We start from the raw sequence: 26,451 nt of genomic DNA on the forward strand, positions 1-26,451 counted from the left end.
CGGTCCGGGCCATGTGCGCCCGGTGCTTTCAGGGTCAGCTTCCAAGGGGCATAGTGCAAGCGATCGGCGGACTTGAACAGGCGGCCAGGCGCGTGCCCGGACAACCGACGTGTGGGAGCCAGCGATGCGGACAAGCCGACTGCGGACCGTGCATCCCGTCCTCTGGGCCGGCTGGGTGGCGCTGGCCGCCGGCGCGGTGCTGTGCGTCGTCGGCTGGTACGGCGTCTCCGGGGAGCGCTTCGCCGAACGGCAGCTGCCCTACCTGGCCTCCTGCACGGTCCCCGGCGCTGCGCTGATCATCTCCGGGGCGGTGCTGCTGGCCCACGGGCGGAGCTCGATCGCCGCCGCGCGCGTGGAGGAGCTGTACGGCCTGCTGGTCGCGGCCGGGCCCGACGATGCCGGTCAGCCGGCCGCCGAGACCGGGCAGGCCGCCCTCGCCCCCCTCGCGGTCAGCGGCGAGCTGCGGATGGTGCCCGGCGGCACGCTGTGGCACCGCGCGGACTGCCCGCTGGTCGCGGGGAAGGCGGAGGCGGTTCCGGTGGACTCCAAGCTGGTGACGAGCGGCGAGCTGGGCCCGTGCCCGATCTGCGAGCCCGCCGAAGAGACCGACTGAGCCCGGCCGATGTCCTCCCTGACGTACGACCTCACCCTGGCCGGCCTGGCGGTCGGCAGCGCGGCGGCGCTGACCGGGATCGGCCTGATCGTGACGTACCGGGCGACCGGGGTGCTGAACTTCGCGCACGGCGCGATCGCGATGGTGTGCGCCTACGCGCTGCGGCAGTGCGTGGTCGAGTGGGGCTGGCCGCTGTGGCTCGGGGCCGCGGTGACACTGCTGGTGCTGGCGCCGGGGCTGGGTGTCGTACTGGAACGGTTCGTCTTCCGGCCCCTGGCGGTTCTCGGCGGTGACCCGGCGCAGACGCTGGTGGCGTCCATCGGGGTGTTCGTGCTGCTCGTGGGCGGTGCGGCGCTGCTGTGGGGGCAGGGAGCACGGGACGACGCGCCGGAGCTGGTGCCGGACGAGCCGTGGGGGCAGCTGGCGGTGGTGCTGGTGCTGGCCGCCGGGGTCGCGGCGGTCGTCCGCTGGACGCGGTTCGGGCGGGAGCTGCGGGCCGTGGTCGACGACCGGCAGCTCGCCGTGCTGGGCGGCATCGACGCGGACCGGGTCGCGGCGGCGGGCTGGGCGTTCGGCTCCTTCACGGCGGGCCTGACCGGCGTACTGCTGGCACCGTACGTGCGTCTGGACCCGTACGGGCTGCCGCTGCTGGTGATGGAGGTCGTGGCGGTCGCGGTGGCCGCGCGGATGCGGAGCCTGCCGGTCGCGGTGGGGGTGGCGCTGGGCGTCGGTGTGGCGCAGAGCCAGCTCACGCGGCTGCACCCGTCCGGGTGGGGCGCGCCGCTGCTCCAGGCGGCCGGCACGAACCTGTTCGTCGTCGCCCTGCTCGTCGCGGCCCTGGTCCTGCCGGGTGTGGGCACGCGTGACGCGCTGCCGCGCACCGCCACCGCCCGGGTTCCGACACCGCCCGGCGCGTGGCTCGTGGCGGCCGTGCTGTTCCTGCTGCCGCTGGGTCTGGCGGGCCGGGACCTGCACACCTCGATCCAGGTGCCGGCGCTGGCCGTCGTCCTGCTGTCCTTGGTCGTGGTCACCGGCCGCGGCGGCCAGATCTCGCTGGGGCAGGCGGCGTACGCGGGTCTGGGCGCCCTGTTCACCGCGCTGCTGGCGGCGGGCCGCTTCCCGGGCCTGCCGGACATGCCGGAGCTGGCGGCCCTCGCGGTGGCGGTCGTCCTGGTGGCACCGCTCGGCCTGCTCACGGGCTGGCCGGCGATCGGCCGCCGGGGCCTGGCGCTGGCGCTGGCGACGTTCGCCGTCGGCGTGGGCGTGAGCCGCTTCGTCTTCGCCCAGCCGTACGCCACGGCGGGCCTGTCGCTGGGCCGCCCGGCGGGTTTCGAAGGGGACCGCGCGTACTACGTCCTGGAACTGCTCCTGCTGGCGGTGGCGTTGCTGGCGGCGCACGGGCTGCGCCGGGGGCGGACGGGCCGGGCCCTCGCGGCCATGCGGGACCACGAGGCGGGGGCGCAGGCGGCGGGCGTCCCGGTGCCGTCCCTCAAGCTGCTCGCCTTCGTCGCGGGCGCCGCGCTCGCCGCACTGGGCGGCGGCATGCTCGGCATGGGCCTGCGTGCCTTCGACCCCGCCGCCTACGACCCGGTGCGCGGTCTGCTGTGGTTCGCGGCGGTCGTGGTGCTGGGCGCCGACAGCACCCTCGGCGCCCTCGCCGCCGCGGCCCTCCTGGTCGGCCTGGACGCGGGCACGCGCGGTGGCGTGGCAGCCGCCCTGATCGGCGTCCTGGCGGTCCTCGTGGGCCGCTTCCCCGGCGGCCCGTACGAGGCCCTGCGGACAGCGGCGGAACGCCTGCGCCTGCGCCGCGGCGCACCGGCCCTCACACCGGTGGGAGCCCGGGCCCGCGGGCTGCTGCGCCCGGCGGAGCCGCGGGCGGCCCGGAGGGCGCCCGTGCCGACGGGGGCGACGGCGACCGGCGTGATGCGGGGGGCGGAAGGCACGGGGGCGGCCGGACGACGCGAGCCCCGAAGCGGCGAGGGGGGCACGGAGCGCGGCCCCTCGGGCCCGGCCTCCCAACGCCCGCCGGTCGCCTCGGCGGACGGGACGCACGGGCCCGCCCCGGCGGACCGCCACGGCTCACCCGACACGGCACGCCCGGGCGGCAGCCGTCCGTCGGCCCCCAAGCCGCCACGGCAGCGCGCACCGCCGCCGAGCCCGTCCCGGGCGCCCCGCCGCGTGCGGCAGCGCCGCCGGGGGCGCCCCGACCATCCACCGGCCCGGCCACCACAGCCTCCCCCGTCCTCACCGCCCGCCGCCTGCACGCCCACTACGGCGGCTTCACCGCCCTCGACGGGGTCGACCTGGACCTCTCCCCCGGGCGGATCACCGCGGTCGTGGGCCCCAACGGAGCCGGAAAGAGCACCCTGTTCCACTGTCTGGCCGGGACACTGCGGCCCGCGCGCGGGTCGGTGCGCCTCGGCGGGCGGGACATCACCGCCCTGCCCGCGCACGCCCGCACCCGGCTCGGTGTCGCGCGGACCTTCCAGCAACTGGCCGTCTTCCCGTCGCTGACCGTGGCCGAGAACGTCCGGGTGGGCGCCGAACAGGGCCGGGTGACCGACCCGGGCGCCGTGGAGCGGACACTCAGGCTGCTCGGTCTCGACGGGCCGGTGCGGGCGCTGCCCGCCGCCGGGCTGCCCACGGGGACGCTGCGCCGCGTCGAACTGGCCCGGGCCCTCGCCGGCGCCCCGCGCGTCCTGCTGCTCGACGAGCCCGCCGCCGGCCTCGACACCACCGAAGTGGCCGCTCTCGCCCGGGTCCTGAAGGCCCTGGCCGCCGACGGCACGGCCCTGCTCGTCGTCGAGCACGACCTGGACCTGGTCGCGGGCCTCGCCGACGTCGTGCATGTGATGACGGCTGGCCGGATCGTCGCCTCCGGCCCGCCCGAGCGCGTCCTGGACGCCCTGGGAACGGCGGCCGGGCGATGACCGTCGTCTCCCTGCGCCACGCGCGCGTGCGCTACGGCCCGCTGGAGGCCCTGCACGGCGTCACCCTCGCCGCCCCGGGCCCGGGTCTGACCGTGCTGCTGGGCCGCAACGGCTCCGGCCGCAGCACCGCCCTGCGCGCCCTGGCCGGAACGGTGCCCCTGTCGGGCGGCGCCGTGGTGTGGGACGGCGCCGACGTGACCCGCGTACCGGCGTACGAGCGGGCCCGGCGCGGGCTGTGCCTGGTGCCGGAGCGGCAAGCCGTGTTCGGCTCGCTCACCGTGCGCGAGAACCTCGAACTCGCCGCCCCGGACCACGGCCCGGCCCTCGACGCCTATCCGCAGCTGCGCCCCCTGCTGGAGCGGCGGGCCGGCACCCTCTCCGGCGGGGAGCAGCGCATGCTCGCCCTGTCCCGGGCGCTGCTGGCACGCGCGCGCGTGGTGCTCGTCGACGAGCCGGCCCAGGGCATGTCGTCCTCGGTCGCGGCCCGCACCTACGGGCTGCTGAGCGCGCTCGACGCGTGCGTGGTGGTCGCCGAGCAGCGTCTGCCGCCCGCCCTGCGGGACCGGCCGGTCCTGGTGTACGAACTGCGCCGCGGGGCCGTCGTGTTCGCCGGGGAGGCGAGCGAGCTCGGACAGTGAGCCTCAGACACGCCGAGGCCCCGTCCGGCCGGCCGGACGGGGCCCGCGTGTCCCGGCGAGGGGGAGAGGTCAGAGTTCGAGGCGCTGGCCGGGCACGATCACGTCGGGATCGCCGCCGATGGCGGCCTTGTTGGCGGCGTAGAGGTGCTGCCAGGTGGTCCCGTGCCGGGCGGCGACGCCGCTCAGGGTGTCGCCCTCGCGGACGGTGTAGTCGCCGCGGGAGGAGCCGCGGTCGGGGTGTGCCGTGGAACGCGCCGGCGTCTTCGAGGGCTTCGCCGGAGCGGGCTTGGCGGAGGTGACCGGGTCGGCCGCGGACGCCGCGGGTGCGCCGCCGCCGGCCCCGGCGCGTGCCGAGCAGGTCGGCCAGGCGCCCCAGCCCTGGGCGCGCTGGACCTTGGTGGCGACGGCGATCTGCTGGGACTTGCTCGCCTGGTCGGCGGTGGGCGCGTAGGCCGTGCCGCCGTAGGCGCGCCAGGTGGAGGCGGCGAACTGGAGTCCGCCGTAGTAGCCGTTGCCGGTGTTGATGTGCCAGTTGCCGCCGCTCTCGCACTGGGCGATGCGGTCCCACACTCCGCTGTCAGCCGCCGCGGCGTTTCCGGTCGCGGCGAGCAGTCCGAGGGGCGCGAGCAGTGCCGCCCCGGCGAGGACCGCCGTCGTACGAACCTGGTTCTTCCGAGCGTTGTCGCGAGTGGTATCGGCACATTCGGACATGTAGTTCCCTCTCGAAGCACTCGGGGTCCCCCAAGGCGGAACGCCACTCCCCGCGCCATGGGGCGCGTGGGTCGCGCTCGCCCCGTCCGCCGGTGTGGTGCTGCGCGTGGTTCCGGAGAATCACGCGGCCGGCGGACGTACCCGAGCGGTGCTCGCTGCACACGGCCGAGGAATCTAAGGAGGTTGACCGGCCGTCATCAACCGGTTGCCCGTCATGCCAGGCCAGTTCCCCGATACCCCAGGTAACGACTATTTCCGGACACCCACTTCATTCCTTGATTTCGTGATATATCGACCATCCCGCCTGACGTCCTGTGAGCCACCTCACCCCCTCAACCTCCTTTACAGAACGGTGACTTGACGGTGAGTGCGCGATTCCGCGCCGAGCGTGACCCTGTGCGCTGGATGGTTCGATTCCGTTCGCTCTGGGGCGTGACTCCCGCCACAGATCACCCGTTGTCTTCTTCATGAGCCGGGGCCCACCCGGACCACGGGCCGGGAGCCACCCGGTCTTGCCACGCACCGCATCCCCGAGGGAGTCACCCGTGCCGCGCATGCTCGACGTCAGCGACGAGGTACGCGCCGAGATCGGCGACGAAGAAGCCGACCGCCTGCTCGCCGGAGAGACCGCCCCGGGCAGTTACGACTGCACGTCCTGCCGCACTCCGGGCGACTCCGAGCAGGAGCGCACCAGCACCGTCCTGTTCATCGGGGACGAGACCGCCGTCCTCGCCTTCGCCCACGCCGGCTGCCTGCCCTCGCAGGTCGTCCAGGTCACCGAGGAACAGCTCCGGGGCGCTGTGAAGTCCATCACCGGCGACACCGTCGACCTGGAGCCCGACAAGGTGGTGCCCGAGCAGGCGATGCTCGGCGTGACCAGCGGGCTCGTGCTGATCGCCGGGGAGCTGCACCCGGCCCTGGTGGTGGAGCCGACGGCGCCCATCGTCCGGCCCGGCACCACGGGCTCCGGCGACGACTTCCTGCCGCTGCTCATCGAGCAGGGCTTCATGCCGCTGACCGAGCTGTCCGCCGTACCGCCCGTGCTGCACGGCTGGTCCGTACTGCTCGCCGTGGGCCGGCTGCACGCGGTGCTCCAGCCGGGCAACAACGGCGGCCAGCCGGTGGCCTGGTGGCAGGCGCACCAGCCGCTCCAGGTCAGCGAGGGCTGGCGCGCGGCCGCCAACAAGCACCAGCAGGTGGTGATGTTCGCCGCGCCGGTCGGCTCGATCGGCCGCCAGCCGCGCGAGGACCTGCTGCGGGACGCGCTGGACAAGGCGGCGGCGACCGGAAAGCTGGTCGCCGCGGTGCTGCCGCTGGCCGGCACCTGAGCGGCACGTCACCCGCGCGGGCCGCGCCCCTGCGAAAGCCGTACCGGCCCCGCATCCCTTGACCCGCGGGGTCGTTTGGACATACGTGCACGCATACGACGTTCCCCGCCGCCAGTCCTACTCGTCGATCCCCTCCGCACGCTCGGCTCAGGACTCCCAGAGCGGCCCATCGGCCACGCCGATCTACGACGCGCTCTACGCCGAGTACGTCAAGTCCTTCCGCGCACTTCCCGGCGACCGCAGCGGCGAGGAGAAATTCGGCTTCACCGCCTTCTGGAACATCCCGCACAGTACGGGCTCGTACAGCGGTTCGCACAGCAGCTCGTACAGTGCCTACAGCGCGGGTGCCCAGAGCGCCCGCCATGCTGCCGGACAGCAGCCGCAGTGGCAGCGCGTCGGGACCATCGGCTCGCACGACACGGGGATGCACCACGTGCCGGCCGCACTGCCGCCGGGCCGGCGAAGCGGCGTCTGAAGCGAGCACCGTACAGCGGAAGGGCGGCCCCTGCCGGGGCCGCCCTTCCGCTGTACCTGCTACTTCTTCTTCGCGCCGCGCTTCTCGCGCACCCGCACCGAGATGTGGATCGGCGTCCCCTCGAAGCCGAACTCCTCGCGCAGGCGGCGCTCGATGAAGCGCCGGTAGCCCGCCTCGATGAAGCCGGAGGCGAACAGCACGAACCGCGGCGGCTTGGTGCCCGCCTGCGTGCCGAACAGGATGCGCGGCTGCTTGCCGCCCCGGACCGGGTGCGGATGGGCGGCGACCAGCTCGCCGAGGAACGCGTTCAGCCTGCCGGTCGGGACCCGGGTCTCCCAGCCCGCCAGGGCCGTCTCGATCGCGGGGACCAGCTTCTCCATGTGACGGCCGGTACGCGCCGAGACGTTGACGCGCGGGGCCCACGCCACCTGGCCCAGCTCGGTCTCGATCTCCCGCTCCAGGTAGTAGCGGCGCTCCTCGTCGAGGGTGTCCCACTTGTTGAAGGCGAGGACGATCGCACGGCCCGCCTCGACCGCCATGGTGACGATCCGCTGGTCCTGCACCGAGATGGACTCGGAGGCGTCGATGAGGATGACCGCGACCTCCGCCTTCTCGACGGCGGCGGCGGTGCGCAGCGAGGCGTAGTAGTCGGCACCCTGCTGGAGGTGGACGCGCTTGCGGATGCCCGCCGTGTCGACGAACTTCCAGGTGACGCCGCCCAGTTCGATCAGCTCGTCGACCGGGTCACGGGTGGTGCCCGCCTGCTCGTTGACGACGACGCGCTCCTCGCCCGCCACCTTGTTCAGCAGCGAGGACTTGCCGACGTTCGGGCGGCCGATCAGGGCGATGCGGCGCGGCCCGCCGATGCCGCCCCCGCCGAACGTCTCGCGCGGCGCCTCCGGCAGCACCTCCAGGACCTGGTCGAGCATGTCGCCGGTGCCCCGGCCGTGCAGCGCCGAGACCGGGTACGGCTCCCCCAGGCCCAGCGACCACAGGTAGGCCGCGTCGGCCTCGCCGCTCGGGCCGTCCACCTTGTTGGCGCACAGCACGACCGGCTTGCCGGACTTGCGCAGCAGCCGGACGACGGCCTCGTCGGTGTCGGTGGCGCCGACCTTGGCGTCGACGACGAAGACCACCGCGTCGGCCGCGTCGATGGCGTACTCGGCCTGGGCGGCCACGGAGGCGTCGATGCCGAGGACGTCCTGCTCCCAGCCGCCGGTGTCGACGACCTTGAAGCGGCGGCCCGCCCACTCGGCCTCGTACGTCACCCGGTCGCGGGTGACGCCGGGCTTGTCCTCGACGACGGCCTCGCGGCGGCCGATGATGCGGTTCACCAGGGTCGACTTGCCGACGTTGGGGCGGCCGACCACGGCGAGGACGGGCAGCGGGCCGTGCCCGGCCGCCTCGATCGCGCCCTCGACGTCCTCGAGGTCGAAGCCCTCCTCCACGGCGAGCTCCATGAACTCCGCGAACTCGGCGTCGCCGAGCGCCCCGTGGTCGTGCTCGTGCGCGCCTTCGTACGCGTCCGAGCCGTCGGGCTGGATCTGGTCGTTCATGAAGTCCGTACCTCGTCGTTCATCGTGGTGGTCGGTGGAGTACCCGCTGTCCCGCGGGCTGATCCACTACTCAGTGTTGCCTAGCGCCCGGTGAGGCGCCTGGCGTTTTCCAGGTGGGCGGCGAGCTGCTTCTGGATGCGCCCGGTCGCCTCGTCCAGCGCCGTGCGCGTACGGCGCCCGCTGCCGTCGCCCGCCTCGAAGGGCTCCCCGAAGACGACGTCGACGCGGGACCGCAGCGGAGGCAGCCCCTGTATCAACCGTCCCCGCTTCTCGGAACTTCCCAGCACGGCGACCGGCACGATCGGGGCGCCGCTGCGCACCGCGAAGTACGCGAGCCCGGCGCGCAGCGAGGCGAAGTCGCCCTCGCCCCGGGTGCCCTCCGGGAAGATGCCGAGCACGCCGCCGTTCTCCAGCACACCGAGCGCCCGGGTGATCGCCGTGCGGTCGGTGGTGTCGCGGTCCACCTTGAGCTGGCCGATGCCGGTCAGGAACGGGTCGAGCGGGCCGATGAACGCCTCCTTCTTGATCAGGAAGTGCGTCGGCCGGGGCGCCACGCCCATGACCATCGGGCCGTCGATGACGTGGGAGTGGTTGACGGCGAGGATCACCGGGCCGGTCGTGGGCACCCGCCAGGCGCCGAGCACGCGCGGCTTCCACAGCCCGTACATCAGGCCGACGCCGATGCGCCGCCCGACGTCGGCGCCCCGCAGGGGGCAGCTGGTCGGTCACTTCCCGGCCCGCTTCTCCTCGACGAGGGTGACGACGCACTCGATGACCTGGGCCAGCGTGAGTTCGGTGGTGTCCACCTCGACCGCGTCGTCCGCCTTGGCGAGCGGCGAGGTCTTGCGGCTGGAGTCGGCCGCGTCCCGCTTGATCAGGGCCTCGCGGGTGGAGTGCACGTCGGCGCCCTTCAGCTCGCCGCTGCGGCGGGCGGCACGCGCCTCCGGGGAGGCGGTGAGGAAGATCTTCAGATCGGCGTCCGGCAGCACGGTCGTGCCGATGTCACGGCCCTCGACCACGATGCCGCTCTGCGCGGAGGCCGCGATCGAGCGCTGCAGTTCGGTGATCCGTGCGCGCACCTCGGGCACCGCGCTGACCGCGCTGACCTTGGAGGAGACCTCCTGGGTGCGGATCGGGGCGGACACGTCGACGCCGTCGACGGTGATGGTGGGGCCCTCGGGGTCGGTGCCGGAGACGATCTCGGGCTTGCCGGCCGCGGCGGCGATCGCGGCGGGGTCGTCGATGTCGATGCCGTTGTTCACCATCCACCAGGTGATCGCCCGGTACTGGGCGCCGGTGTCCAGGTAGCTCAGGCCTAGCTGCGCCGCCACGGCCTTCGACGTGCTCGACTTGCCGGTGCCGGCGGGGCCGTCGATGGCGACAATCACTGGCGTGACGCTTTCCACAGTGGGGGACCTTCCTGAACCGGGCTGGCGGGGGTGAGGGCGCGACGGCCCCGCACAAGGTTACTGGGTGCGGGTCACTCGTCCGGCCGCGCGTCGGTCAGCCACATCCAGCATGCACTACTGCCGGATCGCCCAGCCCCGGTCCCGCAGCGCGGCACTCAGCACGGGTGCCGCCTTCGGCTCCACCATCAGCTGCACCAGACCGGCCTGCTGCCCGGTCGCGTGCTCGATGCGCACGTCCTCGATGTTGATCCCGGCCCTGCCCGCGTCCGCGAAGATCCGGGCCAGCTGTCCCGGCTGGTCGTCGATGAGCACGGCCACGACCTCGTAGGCACGCGGAGCGGATCCGTGCTTGCCGGGGACGCGGATCTGGCCGGCGTTGCCGCGGCGCAGGACGTCCTCGATACCGGTGGTGCCGTCACGGCGCTTGTCCTCGTCGGAGGACTGCAGGGCGCGCAGGGCCCGCACGGTCTCCTCCAGGTCGGCGGCGACGTCCGTGAGCAGGTCGGCGACCGGTCCGGGGTTCGCGGAGAGGATGTCGATCCACATGCCGGGATCGGAGGCGGCGATCCGGGTCACATCCCGGATGCCCTGCCCGCACAGCCGTACGGCGGCCTCCTCGGCGTGCTCCAGGCGCGCGGCGACCAGGCTGGAGACCAGGTGGGGCATGTGGGAGACGAGGGCGACGGCACGGTCGTGGGCGTCGGCGTCCATCACGACCGGCACGGCACGGCAGTGCGAGACCAGCTCCAGGGCGAGGTTCAGCACCTCGGTGTCGGTGTCCCGGGTCGGGGTCAGCACCCAGGGGCGGCCCTCGAAGAGGTCGCCGGTGGCGGCGAGCGGGCCGGACTTCTCGCGGCCCGACATGGGGTGCGTGCCGAGGTACGCCGTCAGGTCGAGGCCGCGTGCCTCCAGCTCGCGGCGCGGCCCGCCCTTGACGCTGGCGACGTCGAGGTAGCCGCGCGCCACACCGCGGCCCATGGCGTCGGCGAGTACGTCGGCCACGTGCGCGGGCGGGGCGGCGACGATCGCGAGGTCGACGGGCCCGTCCGGCGCCTCGTCCGTGCCGGCGCCGAGCGCGGCCGCCGTGCGTGCCTGCTCGGGGTCGTGGTCGGCGAGGTGCACGGTGACGCCCCGCTGGGACAGGGCCAGGGCGGCGGACGTGCCGATCAGCCCGGTTCCGATGACGAGTGCGGTCCTCACTGGGCAATGTCCTTGCGCAGGGCGCCCGCGGCGCCGAGGTAGACGTGCGCGATGTCGGCACGGGGCTTGTCGGACTCGATGTGTGCGAGAACGCGGACGACACGCGGCATGGCGCCCTCGATGTCGAGTTCCTGGGCGCAGATCAGCGGGACGTCGACGATGCCGAGCTTGCGGGCGGCGGCCGCCGGGAAGTCGCTGTGCAGGTCGGGCGTGGCCGTGAACCAGACGCTGATCAGGTCCTCGGCGGTGAGGTCGTTGCGCTCCAGGATGGCCGTGAGCAGGGCTCCGACCTGCTCGTCCATGTGCCCGGCCTCGTCCCGTTCGAGTTGGACGGCGCCCCGGACCGCTCGTACCGCCACGGCGTTGCTCCTTGCTGACGTGCGTGTCGCTGCGTGTCGCTCTGCGTGTCAAGCCTAGTCAGCCCGCGCGGCCGGGGTGCGCGGCGCCCATCCGATGAGACACCGGGCTTACCACTCCTTGGGTATTTTCGATGCAAAGATTCATAGAATTCCGATTTATCCATCTTTGGCACCTTCGGAGTGACGACATGACCTACGAGACCACACGCCGCACGGTTCTCCTCGCGACGGGCGCGACGGGAGCGGCGGCACTCGTCGCGGCCTGCGGCGGGGGCGGCGACGACAACGGCTCGGCGTCGACGAGCTCACCCACCGGCCGGGAGGCGGCCGGTCAGGAGCTGGCCTCCACGGACGAGATCCCCGTCGGCGGCGGAAAGATCTTCAAGGAGGAAGAAATCGTGGTGACCCAGCCCGAGCAGGGCCGGTTCAAGGCCTTCTCGGCGATCTGCACCCACCAGCGCTGCACGGTGGCGTCCGTCTCCGACGGCACCATCAACTGCGTCTGTCACGGCAGCAAGTTCCGCATCGCCGACGGCTCGGTGGCCCACGGCCCGGCGACGCGGCCGCTGCCCGCCGAGCAGATCACCGTGGAGGGAAACTCGGTTCGCCTCACGTGAGGGCCCGCGTACGCTCCCGGGCATGCAGCCCGAGGCCCTGGTACGCGACCACACGATCTACGCCTGTGTGATGGGTTCGCGCGCCTTCGGGCTGGCGACGGACGACAGCGACACCGACCGCCGTGGCGTGTTCCTGGCTCCCACGCCTCTGTTCTGGCGCTTCGACAAGCCGCCGACGCACGTCGAGGGCCCTGCCGAGGAGCAGTTCAGCTGGGAGCTGGAACGCTTCTGCGAGCTGGCCCTGCGCGCCAACCCCAACATCCTGGAGTGCCTGCACTCCCCGCTCGTGGAGTACACCGACGACACCGGCCGCGAACTGCTCGCCCTGCGGGGGGCGTTCCTCTCCCGTCGGGTCCACGACACGTTCACGCGCTACGCATACGGCCAGCGCCGCAAGCTGGAAACCCACATCAGCAACCACGGCACCCCCCGCTGGAAGCACGCCATGCACCTGCTCCGCCTGCTGACCAGCGCCCGCGACCTGCTGCGCACCGGCACGCTCACGATCGACGTCGGCGACCAGCGGGAGCCCCTCCTCGCGGTGAAGCGCGGCGAGGTGTCCTGGCAGGAGGTCGAGACGCGGATGGCCCGTCTGGAGCGGGAGGCCGAGGAGGCCGTCCGCCGCAGCCCGCTCCCGGCCGCACCCGACCGGCGGCGCGTGGAGGACTTCCTCGCCCGCGCCCGCCGCGCCTCAGCCCTGCAGGCGGACCCGTACGACGAGGTCGTGCAGGGCGTCATGGACGACCGGGGCCGACGGCAGGGCTGAGGCCTGCTGTGCCTCGCCGAGCGCGCCCCGCAACCGCTCGACGTCCGACCGCACGCGCGCGTGGTCGACCTCGGCCGACCCGTGTTCCCGCTCGGCCTTCGCCGCGATGAGGTCCGGCACGTAGGCGGGCGCGTCGATGTCGCCGAGCAGCGTCGGCAGATGCGCCTGCACCTCGCCACTGCGCATCAGGTGGATGCCGGTCAGCAGGACGCGGAAGGTGTAGAGCAGCGGCTTGAGCTCGCCGCTCTTCTCGAACAGCCGCCACTGCGTGGTCGCGAAGCCGCGGTAGTGGTGGGCGTGGTGACTGGTGAGGACGCCAGGAGCGAGCGCGACCAGCTCCTGGTGCGTGCTGGTCGTGTGCACGACGAGCGGCGAGAGCAGCTGTTCCAGCACGTAGCCGTTGCGGCGCAGCATCAGGCGTACGAACTTGCGCAGGTCGTGCGTGACGAGGTCCATCTCGACACCGTCCCGCTCCCACATCCGCGACCGGGTCTCCTCCGGCTCGCGCAGACCCACCAGATCAGCGGTCGGCAGCAGGTGCGCGCCTCGCAGGTCCACGTCCGAGTCGCGGGACGGGAAGCCGTAGAGGTGGGCGCCGGAGACGGTGGCGAACAGCACCGGGTCGGGCTGTTCGGCCACCACTGGCGTCAGGTCGATGTCCAGGACGTCGGTCATCCGTCACGCGTCCCAGAGCGCGCCGAGGGTCAGCAGGTCGCTCCGGTACTCGATCCGGTCGGCCCACTCGCCCGGCCAGCACTCCGCGCCCAGGTACGCACCGGCGAAGGCGCCCGCCAGGCAGGCGATGGAGTCCGAGTCGCCGGCGGTGCAGGCGGCACGGCGCAGCGCCGTGAGCGGCTCGTCGGCGAAGAGCAGGAAGCACAGCAGCCCGGCCGCCAGGGCCTCCTCGGCGATCCAGCCCTCACCGGTGGCCAGGCACGGGTCGGCCTCGGGCGAGACGGTGCCCACGGCGCGCCGGAGCCGGTCGAGGATCGCCAGGCACTCGTCCCAGCCGCGCGCGATGAACTGCTCGGGGCTCGGGTCCTGGGCCCGGCGCCACAGGTCGCCGAGCCAGCGCTCGTGGTAGTGGCTGCGGTTCTCCAGGGCGTACGAGCGGAGCAGACCGACCAGCCCGGCCGGCTCGGCGCCCTGCGCGAGCAGCCGTACGGCGAGCGCCGTCAGGTCGGACGCGGCGAGCGCGGTGGGGTGCCCGTGGGTGAGGGCGGACTGCAACTGGGCGGCACCCGCGCGCTGTTCGTCGCTCAGGCCGGGGACCAGCCCCAGGGGCGCGACACGCATGTTGGCGCCACAGCCCTTGGAGTGGATCTGACTGGCGTCCTGCCAGGGGCGGTCCGCGTGCTCCAGCAGGGCGCAGGCCCGCAGGCACGTGTTGCCGGGAGCGCGGTTGTTCTCCGGAGAGCGGTTCCAGGCGATGAACTCCTGCCGTACGGCGTCGGCCATCCCCTCGGGTTCGAGTACGCCCCGGTCCATCGCCGTCCGGATGCCCCGCCCGAGCGCCAGCGTCATCTGGGTGTCGTCGGTGACGAGCGCCGGTGACGGCAGGTCCAGCCGCCGCCACGGACCGAACCTGGCGACGATCGACGGCACGTCGCTGAACTCGGTCGGATACCCCAGCGCGTCCCCCAGGGCGAGCCCGGTCAGCGCTCCGGTGGCGGCTTGCTTGTAGACCAGCGTGGTCATGTCAGAAGTCCTTCCGTCCCCGCGCCCGGAAGGACACGGGGAACTCACGGCACTCGCGGTGTCCGCGTAAGCCTAGAGATCGACTTCCTGCATCAGCATGCCGACCTCCGTGTTGGACAGCCGCCGCAGCCAGCCGGACTTCTGGTCGCCGAGGGTGATCGGGCCGAAGGCGGTGCGGACCAGCTTGTCGACCGGGAAACCGGCCTCCGCGAGCATCCGCCGCACGATGTGCTTGCGGCCCTCGTGGAGGGTGACCTCGACGAGGTAGTTCTTGCCTGTCTGCTGGACGACGCGGAAGTGGTCCGCGCGCGCGTAGCCGTCCTCCAGCTGGATGCCGTCCTTGAGCTGCTTGCCCAGGTCGCGCGGGATCGGGCCGACGATGTGCGCGAGGTAGGTCTTCTTCACGCCGTACCTGGGGTGGGTCAGCCGGTGGGCCAGCTCGCCGTGGTTGGTGAGCAGGATGACACCCTCGGTCTCGGTGTCGAGCCGTCCGACGTGGAAGAGCCGGGTCTCGCGGTTGGTGACGTAGTCACCGAGGCACTGCCGGCCCTCCGGGTCCTCCATGGTGGAGACGACCCCGGCGGGCTTGTTCAGCGCGAAGAACTGGTAGCTCTGGGTGGCGACGGTCAGGCCGTCGACCTTGATCTCGTCCTTCTCCGGGTCGACCCGCCGCCCCTGCTCCAGCACGATCTCGCCGTTGACCTCGACGCGGGCCTCGTCGATCAGCTCCTCGCAGGCGCGCCGGGAGCCGAAGCCCGCGCGGGCGAGGACCTTCTGGATGCGCTCGCCCTCCTGCTCAGCACCCGGGAAGGTCTTCGGGAGCTTGACCTCCTTCTTCCCGGCGTACCGGTCGCGGTTGCGCTCCTCGATCTTCGCCTCGTACTCACGGGGGCGCGCCGGGGCCGTACGGCCGCCCTTCTGGGGCTGCTTGGGCCCGCCCTTGGCTCCGCCGCGCGCGGCGCCGCCGCGTCCGGCCTTGGGGCCGTCCTTGGTCGCTCCGGGGCCCACGTCGTAGCGGCGCTCCTCCGGGCGGGGCTTGCGGGGGCGGCCCTGCCCCTGCTTCTGGTCCCTGTCGTTGCCGGCGCCGCGGTGGTTACCGCGCCCGCCGCTCTTGCCGCTGCCGCTGCTTCGCATCAAATTTCCGTCTGGTCGTCTTCGTCGTCGGTACCCGGGGTGACCGGGCGGCGACCCGGCACGTCGTCATCAGGCGCGTCCGGGTCGAACGACGGTACGCCTTCCTGGGTCTCGGCCTCGATCGCCTCCGCCTCCGGGAGGAAGGGCGCGAGTTCCGGGAGCTCGTCCAGACCGCGCAGGCCCATCCGCTCCAGAAAGTAGTTCGTCGTCGTGTACAGGATCGCACCTGTTTCGGGTTCCGTGCCCGCCTCCTCGATCAGACCGCGCTGGAGGAGGGTGCGCATGACGCCGTCGCAGTTGACTCCGCGTACGGCGGAGACCCGGCTGCGGCTGACCGGCTGCCGGTAGGCGACGACGGCCAGGGTCTCCAGGGCGGCCTGGGTGAGGCGGGCCTGCTGGCCGTCCAGCACGAAACGCTCGACGGCGGGCGCGTACTCGGCGCGGGTGTAGAACCGCCAGCCGTTCGCCACGAACCGCAGTTCGAAGCCGCGGCCCTGGACGGTGTACTCGTCGGCCAGTTCGCGCAGCGCGTCCGCGATCTGGCGCTTCGGCCGCTCCAGTATCTTCGCGAGGTGCTCCTCGGTCGCGGGCTCGTCCACGACCATGAGGACGGCCTCCAGCGCGGGCTTGAGATCGAGGCCGGCGACGGCACGCAGCCCGGCCGGGACCTCGGTGGCTTCCTGGCTCATGCCTTCTTCTCCTCCTTCGGCGGCTCGGGCGGCCGGTCGAACTCGTCGGTGACGGTCGGTGTCTCGTCCCCGTCCCCGCCGGTCCACCGCACGAGCAGTTCACCGAGCGCGGTCTCCTGCTCCAGCGCGACGGCCTTCTCGCGGTACAGCTCCAGCAGCGCGAGGAACCGGGCCACGACGGTCAGTGTGTCGTCGGTGTCCGCCACGAGCTCCCGGAAGCCGGCCTCGCCGAGCTCCCGGAGCCGCGCGACGACGATCGCGGCCTGCTCCTGCACGCTGACCAGCGGGGCGTGGATGTGGTCGACGTACACCTGCGGCTTGGGCTTGGGCTGCATCGCCTTCACGGCGAGCTTGGCGAACCCTTCCGCACCGATGCTGATGACCACCTCGGGCAGCAGCTCGGCATGGTGGGGTTCGAGCCCGACGGTACGCGGATAGCGCCGGGCCTCGTCGTCGAGCCGCCCGCTGAAGATGTCCGCGATCTGCTTGTACGCGCGGTACTGGAGGAGCCGGGCGAACAGCAGGTCCCGGGCTTCGAGCAGCGCGAGGTCGGCCTCGTCCTCCACCTCGGCGGCGGGCAGCAGCCGTGCCGCCTTCAGATCGAGCAGCGTGGCCGCGACGACGAGGAACTCGGTCGTCTCGTCCAGGTCCCAGTCCGGCCCCATCGCCCGGATGTACGCCATGAACTCGTCGGTCACCTTCGACAGCGCGACCTCGGTGACGTCCAGCTTGTGCCTGGAGATCAGCTGAAGCAGCAGATCGAAGGGCCCCTCGAAGTTCGCGAGCCGGACCTTGAAGACCCCGTCATCGCCGTCGGCACCGCCGGCCGGGGGCTGGGCGGCGGCCCCCGACTCGCTCCCGTCCTGCGGGGCCCGCGCTCCGGGGGCCGCCCCGGCTTCGGCCAGGGCCTGTGGAGGAACCGCCTCGGCTCCCGGCTCCGGAACGGCGACCCCGGTGTCGGCAGCGGCCCCAGGGGCGGAAGGAAGCGCCTCGCGCCGGAACCCGGTCTCCCGGGACTCGGCAGCCGGGGCGGCGGTCTCGGCCGCAGCCACCGGCCCGGGGACGGGATACTCACGCCCCGCCTCCGGATGACCGGCCTCAGATCCAGGTCTGGACGCGTCGTCCACGTCCGGAGAAGCGCCCTCACGGCCCGCCCCGGGACCGGCGGACCCGGCCGCACGCCCCGGTCGAGGCCTTCCGGCCGCCGTCCCCGGCTCGACAGGGACCTGTCGCTCCACAACGCCGGGCGGCTCCTCGGCAACCAACGCCTGCGCGCCGGCCGCTTCCTCCTCGGACCAGACGCCCGACCCGGCAGCATCGGTCTCCTCGGGGGTCCCGCCGGACTGGGCAGCCTCGGTGTCCTCGGAGGTCCCGCCCGACTCGGCGGTGTCCTCGGGCAGCTCACCGGGCCCGACCACATCCGTCGGCTCAACCGGCGAAGTCCCCGGCCCGCGCCCCAGCGCGCGCCTGCGGCCGGACGGGCCGCCGACGGGCGGTGGGGAAGCGTTCGAGGTCATGGCCCCCGCAGGCTACCGCTACCGCCCGCGCAGCCGTCGTACGAGGATGCTGGCGTCCCCGCGGGTCTCCAGGTCGGCGAGGACCACGGCGACCGCCTCGCGGACGATACGGCCGCGGTCGACGGCCAGGCCGTGCTCGCCGCGGAGCACGAGACGGGCGTGCTCCAGGTCCATGAGCTCCTCGGCCGACACGTAGACCGTGATCTTCTCGTCGTGCCGCTCACGGCCGCTGGGACGGCGCGCTGCGGCCCGCCCGCGCTTGCGCGGTGCCGCCGCGGCGGCACCGGCCGCACCCGCGGCAGAACCTTCCTGCGCCGCCTGCCGCCGGGCGGAGCCGGAGCGGCTGCGGGACTCCCCGGCCTCGGCCGACTCCGCGTCCGCCGCGACATGCTCCGCGCCCCCGCCGTCACCGCCCTGAGCGGGCACCGACTGCGGCACGTCCTCCGCGGCCGCTGCCGCCACCGCGTCGCCCTCCCCCGCCGGAGCGGGCACCCGGGCGTCGCCGTTGGCCTGACGCCTGGGCGTGGACGACTGAAGCGCCATCCCCCCTGTCGTACGGAAGAGTTCGTCGGCCCCCGGCAGACTCACTCGGCGTGACACCGGGCGAGCACCTCCCTGGCGAGCTGGCGGTAGGCGGCGGCACCGACGGAGTTGGAGGCGTACGTGGTGATCGGTTCACCGGCGACCGTGGTCTCCGGGAAGCGGACCGTGCGCCCGATGACCGTGTGGTAGACGTGGTCGTCGAACGCCTCGACGACACGCGCGAGCACCTCACGGCTGTGCACCGTGCGCGAGTCGTACATCGTGGCGAGGATCCCGTCGAGTTCCAGCTCGGGGTTGAGCCGCTCCTGGACCTTCTCGATGGTCTCGGTCAGCAGGGCCACACCGCGCAGCGCGAAGAACTCGCACTCCAGCGGCACGATCACCTTGTGCGCGGCCGTCAGGGCGTTCACCGTGAGCAGGCCGAGCGAGGGCTGGCAGTCGATGACGATGAAGTCGTAGTCGTCCAGCAGCGGCTTCAGGGCGCGTTGCAGGGTCGACTCGCGGGCGACCTCGGAGACCAGCTGGACCTCGGCCGCCGACAGGTCGATGTTGCTGGGCAGCAGGTCCATGTTGGGGACCGCCGTCTTCAGCAGCACCTCGTCGGCCGCCATCCCCCGCTCCATGAGCAGGTTGTAGACGGTGAGGTCGAGTTCCATGGGGTTGACGCCGAGTCCGACCGACAGCGCGCCCTGCGGGTCGAAGTCCACGAGCAGGACCCGGCGTCCGTACTCCGCGAGCGCGGCACCCAGGTTGATGGTCGACGTCGTCTTGCCGACGCCGCCCTTCTGGTTGCACATCGCGATGATCTTCGCGGGTCCGTGGTCGGTCAGCGGGCCCGGGATCGGGAAGTACGGCAGCGGGCGCCCGGTCGGGCCGATGCGCTCCCGGCGCTGTCTGGCCGCGTCGGGCGCGAGAGTGGCCGCGTACTCGGGATCGGGCTCGTACTCCGCGTCGGGGTCGTAGAAGTGCCCCTCGGGCAGTTCGTCGTAGTCGGCGAAGTGGTTGTGGGGCGCGCCACTTCCGTCGCCGGCCATGGCGTTCACGTGATGGCCATCCATCTTCTGGTGTGCTGTGTGAGTCGCCTGCTGACTCTGGTGGGCTGCGAAGGTGCGCACGGCGACGGAGCCGACAGCCGCGAACCCCGCGGGCCCCTGGTCCCGTGCAGGCATTCCTGGTTGACCACCCCCGGGAGTAAATGTCGACTCATTCACAAGTCGTCTTACCTCCTTGGTGACCAGGAAACTTCTAGACAGGTCAGCGTGGCACCATGCCGACGGTTGGCGACTCTATGGCGTGTCGGGCGTCCGCAGCAACACAATCCGCCGGACCCGGCCCGATGTGTCGGCAATGAAACATCCCGCTGTCAAGGGCGTACGGCCGTCGCACGGCAGGTTTCACCGGTGTGCGAATCGGTTGAAGGGTTACGTTCGAGGCGAGTTGCCCGAGAATCGCGAAGTGACCATACACACATCCGGCCGGACCTTGTCGGGCAAGGTCCGGCCGGGTGCGCGGCGTTGACGACCTGTGTTGACGTATCGCCTTTGCCTGTTGGTGACTTAGCCGACTTACCGGCGCCGCGGGCTCAGCCGAGCAGCGAGGACAGCTCCACGTGCTCCACGTCGTGCGCCTCGGCGACCTCCTTGTAAACGACCTTGCCGTCATGGGCGTTGAGACCCTTGGCCAGTGCCGGGTCGCGGCGCAGGGCCTCCGCCCAGCCGTGGTCGGCGAGCTCCACGATGTAGGGCAGCGTGGCGTTGGTCAGCGCGTAGGTGGAGGTGTTCGGCACCGCGCCTGGCATGTTGGCGACGCAGTAGAAGACCGAGTCGTGGACCTGGAAGGTCGGCTCGGCGTGGGTGGTCGGACGGGAGTCCTCGAAGCAGCCGCCTTGGTCGATCGCGATGTCGACAAGGACACTTCCGGGCTTCATCCGCGAGACGAGCTCGTTGGTGACCAGCTTGGGGGCCTTGGCGCCGGGGACCAGCACCGCGCCGATGACGAGGTCGGCCTCCAGGCAGGCCTTCTCCAGCTCCAGGGCGTTGGAGACGACGGTCTGGATCTTCGTGCCGAAGATCTTGTCCGCCTCGCGGAGCTTGTTGACGTCCTTGTCGAGCAGGGTCACGTGGAAGCCCAGGCCGATGGCGATCTGCGCCGCCTGCCAGCCGGAGACGCCGCCGCCGATGACGACGGCCCGGCCGGCCGGCACGCCGGGGACGCCGCCGGGCAGCACGCCGCGGCCGCCGTTGGCGCGCATCAGGTGGTAGGCGCCGACCTGCGGGGCCAGCCGGCCCGCGACCTCGGACATCGGGGCGAGCAGCGGCAGCGCGCGGCCGGGCAGCTCGACCGTCTCGTAGGCGATCGCCGTGGTGCCGGACTCCAGCAGGGCGTCCGTGCACTCCTTGGAGGCGGCCAGGTGCAGGTAGGTGAAGAGCGTCTGGTCCTTGCGCAGGCGGTGGTACTCCTCGGCGATGGGCTCCTTGACCTTCAGCAGCAGGTCGGCGCCGACCCACACCTCGTCGGCGGTGTCCAGGATCCGCGCACCGGCGGCGACGTACTCCTCGTCCGTGATCGAGGAGCCGACACCGGCGCCGCGCTCGATGACGACCTGGTGGCCATGACGCACCAGCTCGTGCACGCCGGCGGGGGTGATGGCCACCCGGAACTCGTTGTTCTTGACCTCGCGGGGGATGCCGACCTTCACGTCGATCACGGTCCTTGGCTCAGAGGGTATGGGCGCATTACTAGACATACCCGGGCGCGCACGGGCACACCGGGAGAGACCGCAGGAGAACGTGCGGCACAGCCAGTCTAATGAAGGTGTTCCCGCTGTCTAGCCTTTCATTGCATCAATCTTCAGTCGATGCGCTACGGATTTCGCAGGCGTCAGGTTCCGGTTTCCGGTGTGAGTCGCCGTGGGAGGCCGCTACGGGCTCTTCCTCGTCCTCCTGGTGCTCGCCGAGGATCCGCTCGGCGGCGCCCCGGTGCAGCCGGGCCGACGCGGGGTCGCCGAGGTGCTCCAGGGTGTCGGCGACTCGCAGATGCAGCGCGGCCTGCAACCGCGGGTCCTCGGCCCGCCGCGCCCACTCCACGGCCTCCCGGCAGGTGCGCAGGGACTCCTCGGGGCGGCCCGCGTACTCCTGGACCCGCGCCAACTCGCTCAGGGCGCGCGCCTGGGCGCCCACGTCGCCGTCCTTGCGGTGCCCGGCGATCGCCGCGCGCCAGTTCCGCAGGGCCTCGCCGTAGCGGCCCGCGTAGGTGTGGGCGGCGGCGATCCGCCCGTACAGCCGGGCGGCGTCGGCGCGCTCGTCCCGGGCCAGCCGCTCGACCAGGGCCCGGCCGAACCAGTCGGCGGCCCGGTCGAAGTCGCCGAGCTCCAGATGCGCACCGCCTACGGATTCCATCGCGCGGCCGGTCGCATACGGATCGTTCACCTCGCGTCCGGCGTCCAGCGCGGCCCGGTAGCGGGCCAGGGCGTCGTCCGTGCGGCCGGTCCGGGCGTCGAGATCGCCAAGGTTCAGCAGGGCGGCGGCCCGCTCGCGGGGCAGGTTCCGGCGCTCGGCCACATCGAGGACCAGGCCGTGGATGACGTACAGGTCGGGCGCCGCCGCCTGGGTGCCGACATGCGCCACCATGGCCCGCACCAGCTGGGACATCAGCCGCCGGGCCAGGGTGTCGAGCTGCCCGTCGGCGACCGCGAGCCGGGCCGAGGCCAGCAGGGCGGGCCGGGTCACGCGCAGCCACTCGGCGGCCGCCCGCGGCGTGGGAAAGCGCAGGGCACGCGGCAGGTCGAGGAGCTTCTGACGGGCCTGGGGGCTGTCGGTCTCGGTGATCGCCCGGCAGGCCTGGAGCAGTCGTACCGTCCGCTCCAGCATGCGGGCGCGGGCCAGCTGGAGCTCGGCCGGGCGCTCGTGGCGCTCGGCGAGGACGCGGAGCCGGTCGTGCAGACAGCCCGGCACCTCGTACTGCGGCAGCGGCGAGTCCACCGCGTGCAGGAAGCCGAGGGCGACGAAGTCGTCCAGGGTCGTGCGGGCGCCGGCGACCGAACAGCCGGCGAGCGCGGAGGCGGTCTGCGGGTCGACGAGTCCGGCCGGGGCGAGGGCGAGCAGGCGCAGCATCCGGGCGGCGGTGGCGGGCAGGGCGGCGTAGGCGAGGCGGAAGACCCGGTTCAGCGCGGTCCCCTCGGCGTCTTCGGCGCGCAGTTGCTTGGCGAGGTCGGAGACGGCCGCCTTGGGGCGGGCGGCGAGCCAGCCGCCCGCCAGCATCAGCGCGGCCGGCTGCCCTTGGCACTCCTCGGCGAGGCCCTCGGCGGCCCGGGGGTCGACGGTGATGCGGACCGAGCCGGTGTGCCGGGACAGCAGTTCCACCCCGGACTTGGCGTCCAGGCCGCCCAGCGTGCACGGGCGGACGTCCGAGATGCCGGTCAGCGGGCCCTCGGAGACCGCGACGACCAGGCAGTCCGGGGTGTCGGGCAGTAGGGCGTCGACCTGCTCGGCGTCGGCCGCGTCGTCCAGCAGGAGCAGCGCCCGGCGGTCGGCCAGGGCGGTGCGCAGGGCGTCGGTGAGGTCGTCTTCACAGGCGCCGGCCGGGGCCTGCCGGCCCAGTGCGGCGAGCAGTTCCCGGGCGGTGTGCTCGACCGGCACGGGGGTGCCGTCGGGGTCGCTCAGGCGGGCGCGCAGCACCCCGTCCGGGTAACGGTCGGCGACCTGCCGTACGAGCTCCTCGGCGAGTGCGGTGCGCCCCGATCCGGGCCGGCCGGCGATGAGCAGCACGCGCGCGCGTGGGGGTTTGCGGCCGGCGAGGGTGTCGAGGCCGGCGCGCTCGATGTCGGCACGCAGTTCCTTCAACTCCCGTGTGCGGCCCAGGAACCGGCTCTCCCCGGAAGCGTGTCCGGTCAGCCGCACGGCGCCTGTCTCCACGACCTGATCCGTCACGGGCCACACTCCCGTCCCACCACACGCACAAGCCCGCCGGGACTCCGGTCCGGGCGTGAACAGAGCCTAGTTCACGCTCTGCAACGCCCCGGCCGGAGCACGACGGGCACGGCGGGCACATCCCCCGATCGGATCAGCCGATCTTCACACCACAAGCGGGGCAGGCTCCCGGTCAACCGTCAGCGGGTCATCGTGCCGCCCGGTGGGTGCGGCGAACCGGCGGGGCGGTCTGACGGCGCCTGAGCATCTGCTGCCCGTGGTCGGCGATGACGGCGCGCGCGTCGGCCGGGGTCCGCCACCGCGCCGAGTACGTCGGGCACGCCTGGGGCGACCCCGACCCCCCGACCCCGACCCGGATCCGCCACCCGCCCTGCCGCCGCAGGCGCCGCTGCCACCGAGGCGGCAGGGCCCGTCACCCAGGCAGCGTGCCAGCGGCCGCATCCACCGCCCGACCCGGTTTGGCCACCCGGTTCCGCCCCACCCCCGGAGGGTTCACGCCTCGAACGGACGCGCCGGCCACGGTGCCTGGGCCGGGCGCAGGGCGTCCAGGCCGTCGCCGGCTCGCGCGGCGACCAGGGAGAGGACGCCCACGACGAGGCAGGTGTTGTGCAGGTCTCCGGCCAGCACGCCCCGGACGAGATCCTCGACCGGCACCCGGTCGAGCTCCATGTCGGCCTCTTCCTCCTCGACCGCGAAGCGCTCGCCCTCGGCCTCGGACAGATCGCGGGCGAGGAAGATCCGGACGGCCTCGTCGCAGCCGCCGGGGGTGGTGTACACGTCGGTCAGCACCCGCCAGTCCTCGGCCTTGACGTGCGCCTCCTCGTACAGCTCGCGCTGCGCGGCGTGCAGCGGGTTCTCGCCGGGGACGTCGAGCAGACCGGCCGGGATCTCCCACAGCTTGTGGCGCACGGGGTGGCGGTACTGGCGCAGGACCAGGACGCGGTCGGCCTCGTCGAGGGCGAGGACGGCCACGGAGCCGGGGTGGACCTGGTAGTCGCGGCCGACCACGGTGCCGTCGGGCATGACCACGTCGTCGGTGCGGACGGAGGTCTTGTTGCCCACGAAGGGGGTGTCCGTCGCCCGGATCTCCCACTCCTCCGGGGTGTCCTTGATCGTCATGCCTGTCCTTCCAGGTACCCGGCACGACTGAACGTGCCGGGCCCGACGTGCGAAAAGAAACCGGGGTGCACACCCTTTGAAGGGATGCACCCCGGCCACCGTACAACTGGTGTGTTACTTCGAAGTCTTCCGCTCGACCGCGGCCTTGACGAGCCCGGCGAACAGCGGGTGCGGGCGCGTCGGGCGCGAGCGCAGCTCAGGGTGCGCCTGGGTGGCGACCAGGTACGGGTGGACGTCGCGCGGGTACTCGACGTACTCGACGAGCTTGCCGTCCGGGGACGTGCCGGAGAACAGGATGCCCGCCCGCTTCTCCAGCTCGGCGCGGTAGGCGTTGTTCACCTCGTAGCGGTGCCGGTGGCGCTCCTCGACGTACTCCTTGCCGTCGTACACCTCGCGCACGATCGAGCCCTCGGCCAGCTTCGCCGGGTACATGCCGAGCCGCATGGTGCCGCCCATGTCGCCCTCGCCGGCGACGATGTCGAGCTGCTCGGCCATCGTGGAGATGACCGGGTGGGCGGTGGCCGGGTCGAACTCGGTGGAGTTGGCGTCGCCGATGTCGGCCAGGCTCCGCGCCGCCTCGATCACGATGCACTGCAGGCCGAGGCAGAGGCCGAGCAGCGGGATCTTGTTCTCGCGGGCGTACTTGATCGCGCCGACCTTGCCGAGCACACCGCGGTCGCCGAAGCCGCCGGGGATGCAGATGCCGTCGACGTCGCCGAGCTGCGCCGCGGCGCCCGCCGGGGTCTTGCAGTCGTCGGAGGTGACCCACTTGATCTTCACGCGGGCGCGGTTGGCGAAGCCGCCGGCGCGCAGCGCCTCGGTGACCGACAGGTAGGCGTCGGGCAGGTCGATGTACTTGCCGACCAGGGCGAGGGTGATCTCGTGGTCGGGGTTGTGGACGCGGTCGAGCAGGTCGTCCCAGGTCGTCCAGTCGACGTCGCGGAAGGGCAGGTCGAGCTTGCGGACGACGTAGGCGTCCAGGCCCTCGCCGTGCACGGTCTTCGGGATGTCGTAGATCGAGCGGGCGTCGGGGCAGGCCACGACGGCGGCCTCGTCGACGTCGCACATCAGGGAGATCTTGCGCTTGATCGCGGTGGGCACCTCGCGGTCGCAGCGCAGCACGATCGCGTCCGGCTGGATACCGATGTTGCGCAGGGCCGCAACCGAGTGCTGGGTGGGCTTCGTCTTCAGCTCACCCGAGGGGCCGATGTACGGCAGGAGCGAGATATGGACGACGAAGACGTTGTCACGGCCGACCTCGTGCCGCACCTGGCGGACGGTCTCCAGGAACGGCAGCGACTCGATGTCGCCGACCGTGCCGCCGACCTCCGTGATCACGACGTCGACCTCGTCCGTCGCCATGCGGCGGATGCGGTGCTTGATCTCGTTCGTGATGTGCGGGATGACCTGCACGGTGTCGCCCAGGTACTCGCCGCGGCGCTCCTTGGCGATCACGGTGGAGTACACCTGGCCGGTGGTGACGTTGGCCGAGCCGTCCAGGTCGCGGTCGAGGAAGCGCTCGTAGTGGCCGATGTCCAGGTCGGTCTCGGCGCCGTCGTTGGTGACGAACACCTCACCGTGCTGGAAGGGGTTCATCGTGCCCGGGTCGACGTTCAGGTACGGGTCGAGCTTCTGCATCACGACGCGCAGACCGCGGGCCTTGAGCAGCATGCCGAGGCTGGAGGCCGTAAGGCCCTTGCCGAGCGAGGAGGCGACACCCCCGGTGACGAAGATGTGCTTGGTCGTCGAGTTACGAAAAGCAGCGGGCGGCATGGCCAAGACGGGGCTCCCGTGGTCGCGGTCTGGGGGTGCGGTGCGGCTGCCTGCCGGAGAGATTTCCGGGGGTTGCCGTCGCTGCGGTTCGGGGGTTTGCTGCCCACCGGTCCACGGGCTACCAGCGTATCAGCGCCGCGGGGCGATGGCTTCCGGCCACGCTCCGCGCACGCGCCGACACGGAGACGGTCACCCTCACCGGTCTCTCACCCGTTGCTCACTCCTTCGGTGTACTCGCCTTGCCCGGAGCGGCACCCAGATCATCTGCATAGGTCGTATCCTGCTCGGACACTCGCTGCCGAGCCCGCCCGGCCCCACGGCAACCACCCTCCGCCCGTAAGCACCGGAACAACGTGAGCTCGTCAGTTCGTTGAGCAACAATTGGCACTTTGCATCACGGCAGAGCGACCTGTTTTGCTTCATCGCTCAACGATGGATTGCAAGACTG

The 26,451-nt window shown here is 72.6% G+C and carries 23 protein-coding genes and 1 pseudogene; 7 read left to right on the forward strand and 17 right to left on the reverse strand.

What is annotated here, in order from left to right:
- The first annotated feature begins 124 nt into the window (after nucleotides 1-124).
- From PV963_RS09835 to PV963_RS09850, 3 genes and pseudogenes are all read left to right on the forward strand, one after another.
- Complete coding sequence (locus PV963_RS09835; protein ID WP_274815269.1) at nucleotides 125-613, forward strand: hypothetical protein; 489 nt, start codon at nucleotides 125-127, stop codon at nucleotides 611-613.
- A 9-nt stretch (nucleotides 614-622) separates the two neighbouring features.
- Nucleotides 623-3,543: pseudogene (locus PV963_RS43595) on the forward strand (ABC transporter permease subunit).
- Entirely contained in the window at nucleotides 3,540-4,181 is a 642-nt protein-coding gene (locus tag PV963_RS09850) for an ABC transporter ATP-binding protein (RefSeq protein ID WP_274815271.1), read from the forward strand. Before PV963_RS43595 ends, PV963_RS09850 begins: the two are co-directional and overlap by 4 nt.
- A gap of 69 nt (nucleotides 4,182-4,250) precedes the next feature.
- On the opposite strand, the gene PV963_RS09855 is transcribed toward PV963_RS09850, so the two are convergent.
- A complete protein-coding gene (locus PV963_RS09855; protein WP_274815272.1) occupies nucleotides 4,251-4,892 on the reverse strand; it encodes a transglycosylase family protein in 642 nt (213 codons plus the stop codon).
- Between the two features lie 545 nt (nucleotides 4,893-5,437).
- On the opposite strand from PV963_RS09855, the gene PV963_RS09860 reads away from it, so the two are divergent.
- Both PV963_RS09860 and PV963_RS09865 read left to right on the forward strand, forming a co-directional pair.
- Nucleotides 5,438-6,220 (forward strand): hypothetical protein, encoded by a 783-nt coding sequence (locus PV963_RS09860; protein WP_274815273.1) that lies wholly within the window; start codon nucleotides 5,438-5,440, stop codon nucleotides 6,218-6,220.
- Between the two features lie 85 nt (nucleotides 6,221-6,305).
- A complete protein-coding gene (locus PV963_RS09865; protein WP_274815274.1) occupies nucleotides 6,306-6,695 on the forward strand; it encodes a hypothetical protein in 390 nt (129 codons plus the stop codon).
- Between the two features lie 59 nt (nucleotides 6,696-6,754).
- Here PV963_RS09865 and der read toward each other — a convergent pair whose 3' ends face one another.
- From der to aroH, 5 genes are all read right to left on the reverse strand, one after another.
- Nucleotides 6,755-8,251, reverse strand: a complete 1,497-nt coding sequence (der, locus tag PV963_RS09870) for a ribosome biogenesis GTPase Der (RefSeq protein ID WP_274815275.1) — start codon at nucleotides 8,249-8,251, stop codon at nucleotides 6,755-6,757.
- An 80-nt stretch (nucleotides 8,252-8,331) separates the two neighbouring features.
- Nucleotides 8,332-8,919: a lysophospholipid acyltransferase family protein gene (locus tag PV963_RS09875; RefSeq protein WP_274815276.1), complete on the reverse strand. Its 588-nt coding sequence runs from the start codon at nucleotides 8,917-8,919 to the stop codon at nucleotides 8,332-8,334.
- 57 nt (nucleotides 8,920-8,976) lie between these two features.
- The gene (cmk, locus tag PV963_RS09880) at nucleotides 8,977-9,639 is read right to left on the reverse strand and encodes a (d)CMP kinase (protein WP_274815277.1); all 663 of its coding nucleotides are present in this window, start codon (nucleotides 9,637-9,639) and stop codon (nucleotides 8,977-8,979) included.
- Nucleotides 9,640-9,774: 135 nt separating this feature from the next.
- Nucleotides 9,775-10,860 carry a prephenate dehydrogenase gene (locus PV963_RS09885; protein ID WP_274815278.1) on the reverse strand — a complete coding sequence of 362 codons (1,086 nt, stop codon included), beginning with the start codon at nucleotides 10,858-10,860 and terminating at the stop codon, nucleotides 9,775-9,777.
- Complete coding sequence (gene aroH, locus PV963_RS09890; RefSeq protein WP_274815279.1) at nucleotides 10,857-11,219, reverse strand: chorismate mutase; 363 nt, start codon at nucleotides 11,217-11,219, stop codon at nucleotides 10,857-10,859. The genes PV963_RS09885 and aroH overlap by 4 nt, the downstream gene beginning before the upstream one ends.
- Nucleotides 11,220-11,407: 188 nt before the next feature.
- On the opposite strand from aroH, the gene PV963_RS09895 reads away from it, so the two are divergent.
- Nucleotides 11,408-11,836 (forward strand): Rieske (2Fe-2S) protein, encoded by a 429-nt coding sequence (locus tag PV963_RS09895; RefSeq protein WP_274815280.1) that lies wholly within the window; start codon nucleotides 11,408-11,410, stop codon nucleotides 11,834-11,836.
- 22 nt (nucleotides 11,837-11,858) lie between these two features.
- A complete protein-coding gene (locus tag PV963_RS09900) occupies nucleotides 11,859-12,602 on the forward strand; it encodes a nucleotidyltransferase domain-containing protein (protein ID WP_274815281.1) in 744 nt (247 codons plus the stop codon).
- On the opposite strand, the gene PV963_RS09905 is transcribed toward PV963_RS09900, so the two are convergent.
- From PV963_RS09905 to PV963_RS09955, 11 genes are all read right to left on the reverse strand, one after another.
- Nucleotides 12,528-13,277: a nucleotidyltransferase domain-containing protein gene (locus tag PV963_RS09905; RefSeq protein ID WP_274815282.1), complete on the reverse strand. Its 750-nt coding sequence runs from the start codon at nucleotides 13,275-13,277 to the stop codon at nucleotides 12,528-12,530. The genes PV963_RS09900 and PV963_RS09905 overlap by 75 nt on opposite strands.
- A gap of 3 nt (nucleotides 13,278-13,280) precedes the next feature.
- Nucleotides 13,281-14,300 carry an ADP-ribosylglycohydrolase family protein gene (locus PV963_RS09910; RefSeq protein ID WP_274815283.1) on the reverse strand — a complete coding sequence of 340 codons (1,020 nt, stop codon included), beginning with the start codon at nucleotides 14,298-14,300 and terminating at the stop codon, nucleotides 13,281-13,283.
- A gap of 72 nt (nucleotides 14,301-14,372) precedes the next feature.
- Nucleotides 14,373-15,434, reverse strand: coding sequence for a pseudouridine synthase (locus PV963_RS09915; protein ID WP_086603738.1), 1,062 nt, complete (start codon nucleotides 15,432-15,434; stop codon nucleotides 14,373-14,375).
- Nucleotides 15,434-16,123: an SMC-Scp complex subunit ScpB gene (gene scpB / locus PV963_RS09920; protein WP_274815284.1), complete on the reverse strand. Its 690-nt coding sequence runs from the start codon at nucleotides 16,121-16,123 to the stop codon at nucleotides 15,434-15,436. Before scpB ends, PV963_RS09915 begins: the two co-directional genes overlap by 1 nt.
- The gene (locus PV963_RS09925; protein WP_425541017.1) at nucleotides 16,120-17,175 is read right to left on the reverse strand and encodes a segregation and condensation protein A; all 1,056 of its coding nucleotides are present in this window, start codon (nucleotides 17,173-17,175) and stop codon (nucleotides 16,120-16,122) included. Before PV963_RS09925 ends, scpB begins: the two co-directional genes overlap by 4 nt.
- Before the next feature lie 483 nt (nucleotides 17,176-17,658).
- Complete coding sequence (locus PV963_RS09930) at nucleotides 17,659-18,240, reverse strand: hypothetical protein (protein ID WP_274815285.1); 582 nt, start codon at nucleotides 18,238-18,240, stop codon at nucleotides 17,659-17,661.
- Nucleotides 18,225-19,352 carry a ParA family protein gene (locus PV963_RS09935; RefSeq protein WP_274815286.1) on the reverse strand — a complete coding sequence of 376 codons (1,128 nt, stop codon included), beginning with the start codon at nucleotides 19,350-19,352 and terminating at the stop codon, nucleotides 18,225-18,227. Before PV963_RS09935 ends, PV963_RS09930 begins: the two co-directional genes overlap by 16 nt.
- A 413-nt stretch (nucleotides 19,353-19,765) precedes the next feature.
- Nucleotides 19,766-20,890: an alanine dehydrogenase gene (gene ald, locus PV963_RS09940; protein WP_274815287.1), complete on the reverse strand. Its 1,125-nt coding sequence runs from the start codon at nucleotides 20,888-20,890 to the stop codon at nucleotides 19,766-19,768.
- A gap of 136 nt (nucleotides 20,891-21,026) precedes the next feature.
- A complete protein-coding gene (locus tag PV963_RS09945) occupies nucleotides 21,027-23,111 on the reverse strand; it encodes a tetratricopeptide repeat protein (protein WP_274815288.1) in 2,085 nt (694 codons plus the stop codon).
- Nucleotides 23,112-23,603: 492 nt separating this feature from the next.
- Nucleotides 23,604-24,230 carry an NUDIX domain-containing protein gene (locus tag PV963_RS09950; protein WP_274815289.1) on the reverse strand — a complete coding sequence of 209 codons (627 nt, stop codon included), beginning with the start codon at nucleotides 24,228-24,230 and terminating at the stop codon, nucleotides 23,604-23,606.
- Between the two features lie 114 nt (nucleotides 24,231-24,344).
- Complete coding sequence (locus PV963_RS09955) at nucleotides 24,345-26,003, reverse strand: CTP synthase (RefSeq protein WP_274821985.1); 1,659 nt, start codon at nucleotides 26,001-26,003, stop codon at nucleotides 24,345-24,347.
- Between the last annotated feature and the right edge of the window lie 448 nt (nucleotides 26,004-26,451).

The organism is Streptomyces coeruleorubidus, from assembly GCF_028885415.1.
GTDB classification, from domain to species: Bacteria; Actinomycetota; Actinomycetes; order Streptomycetales; family Streptomycetaceae; genus Streptomyces; species Streptomyces coeruleorubidus_A.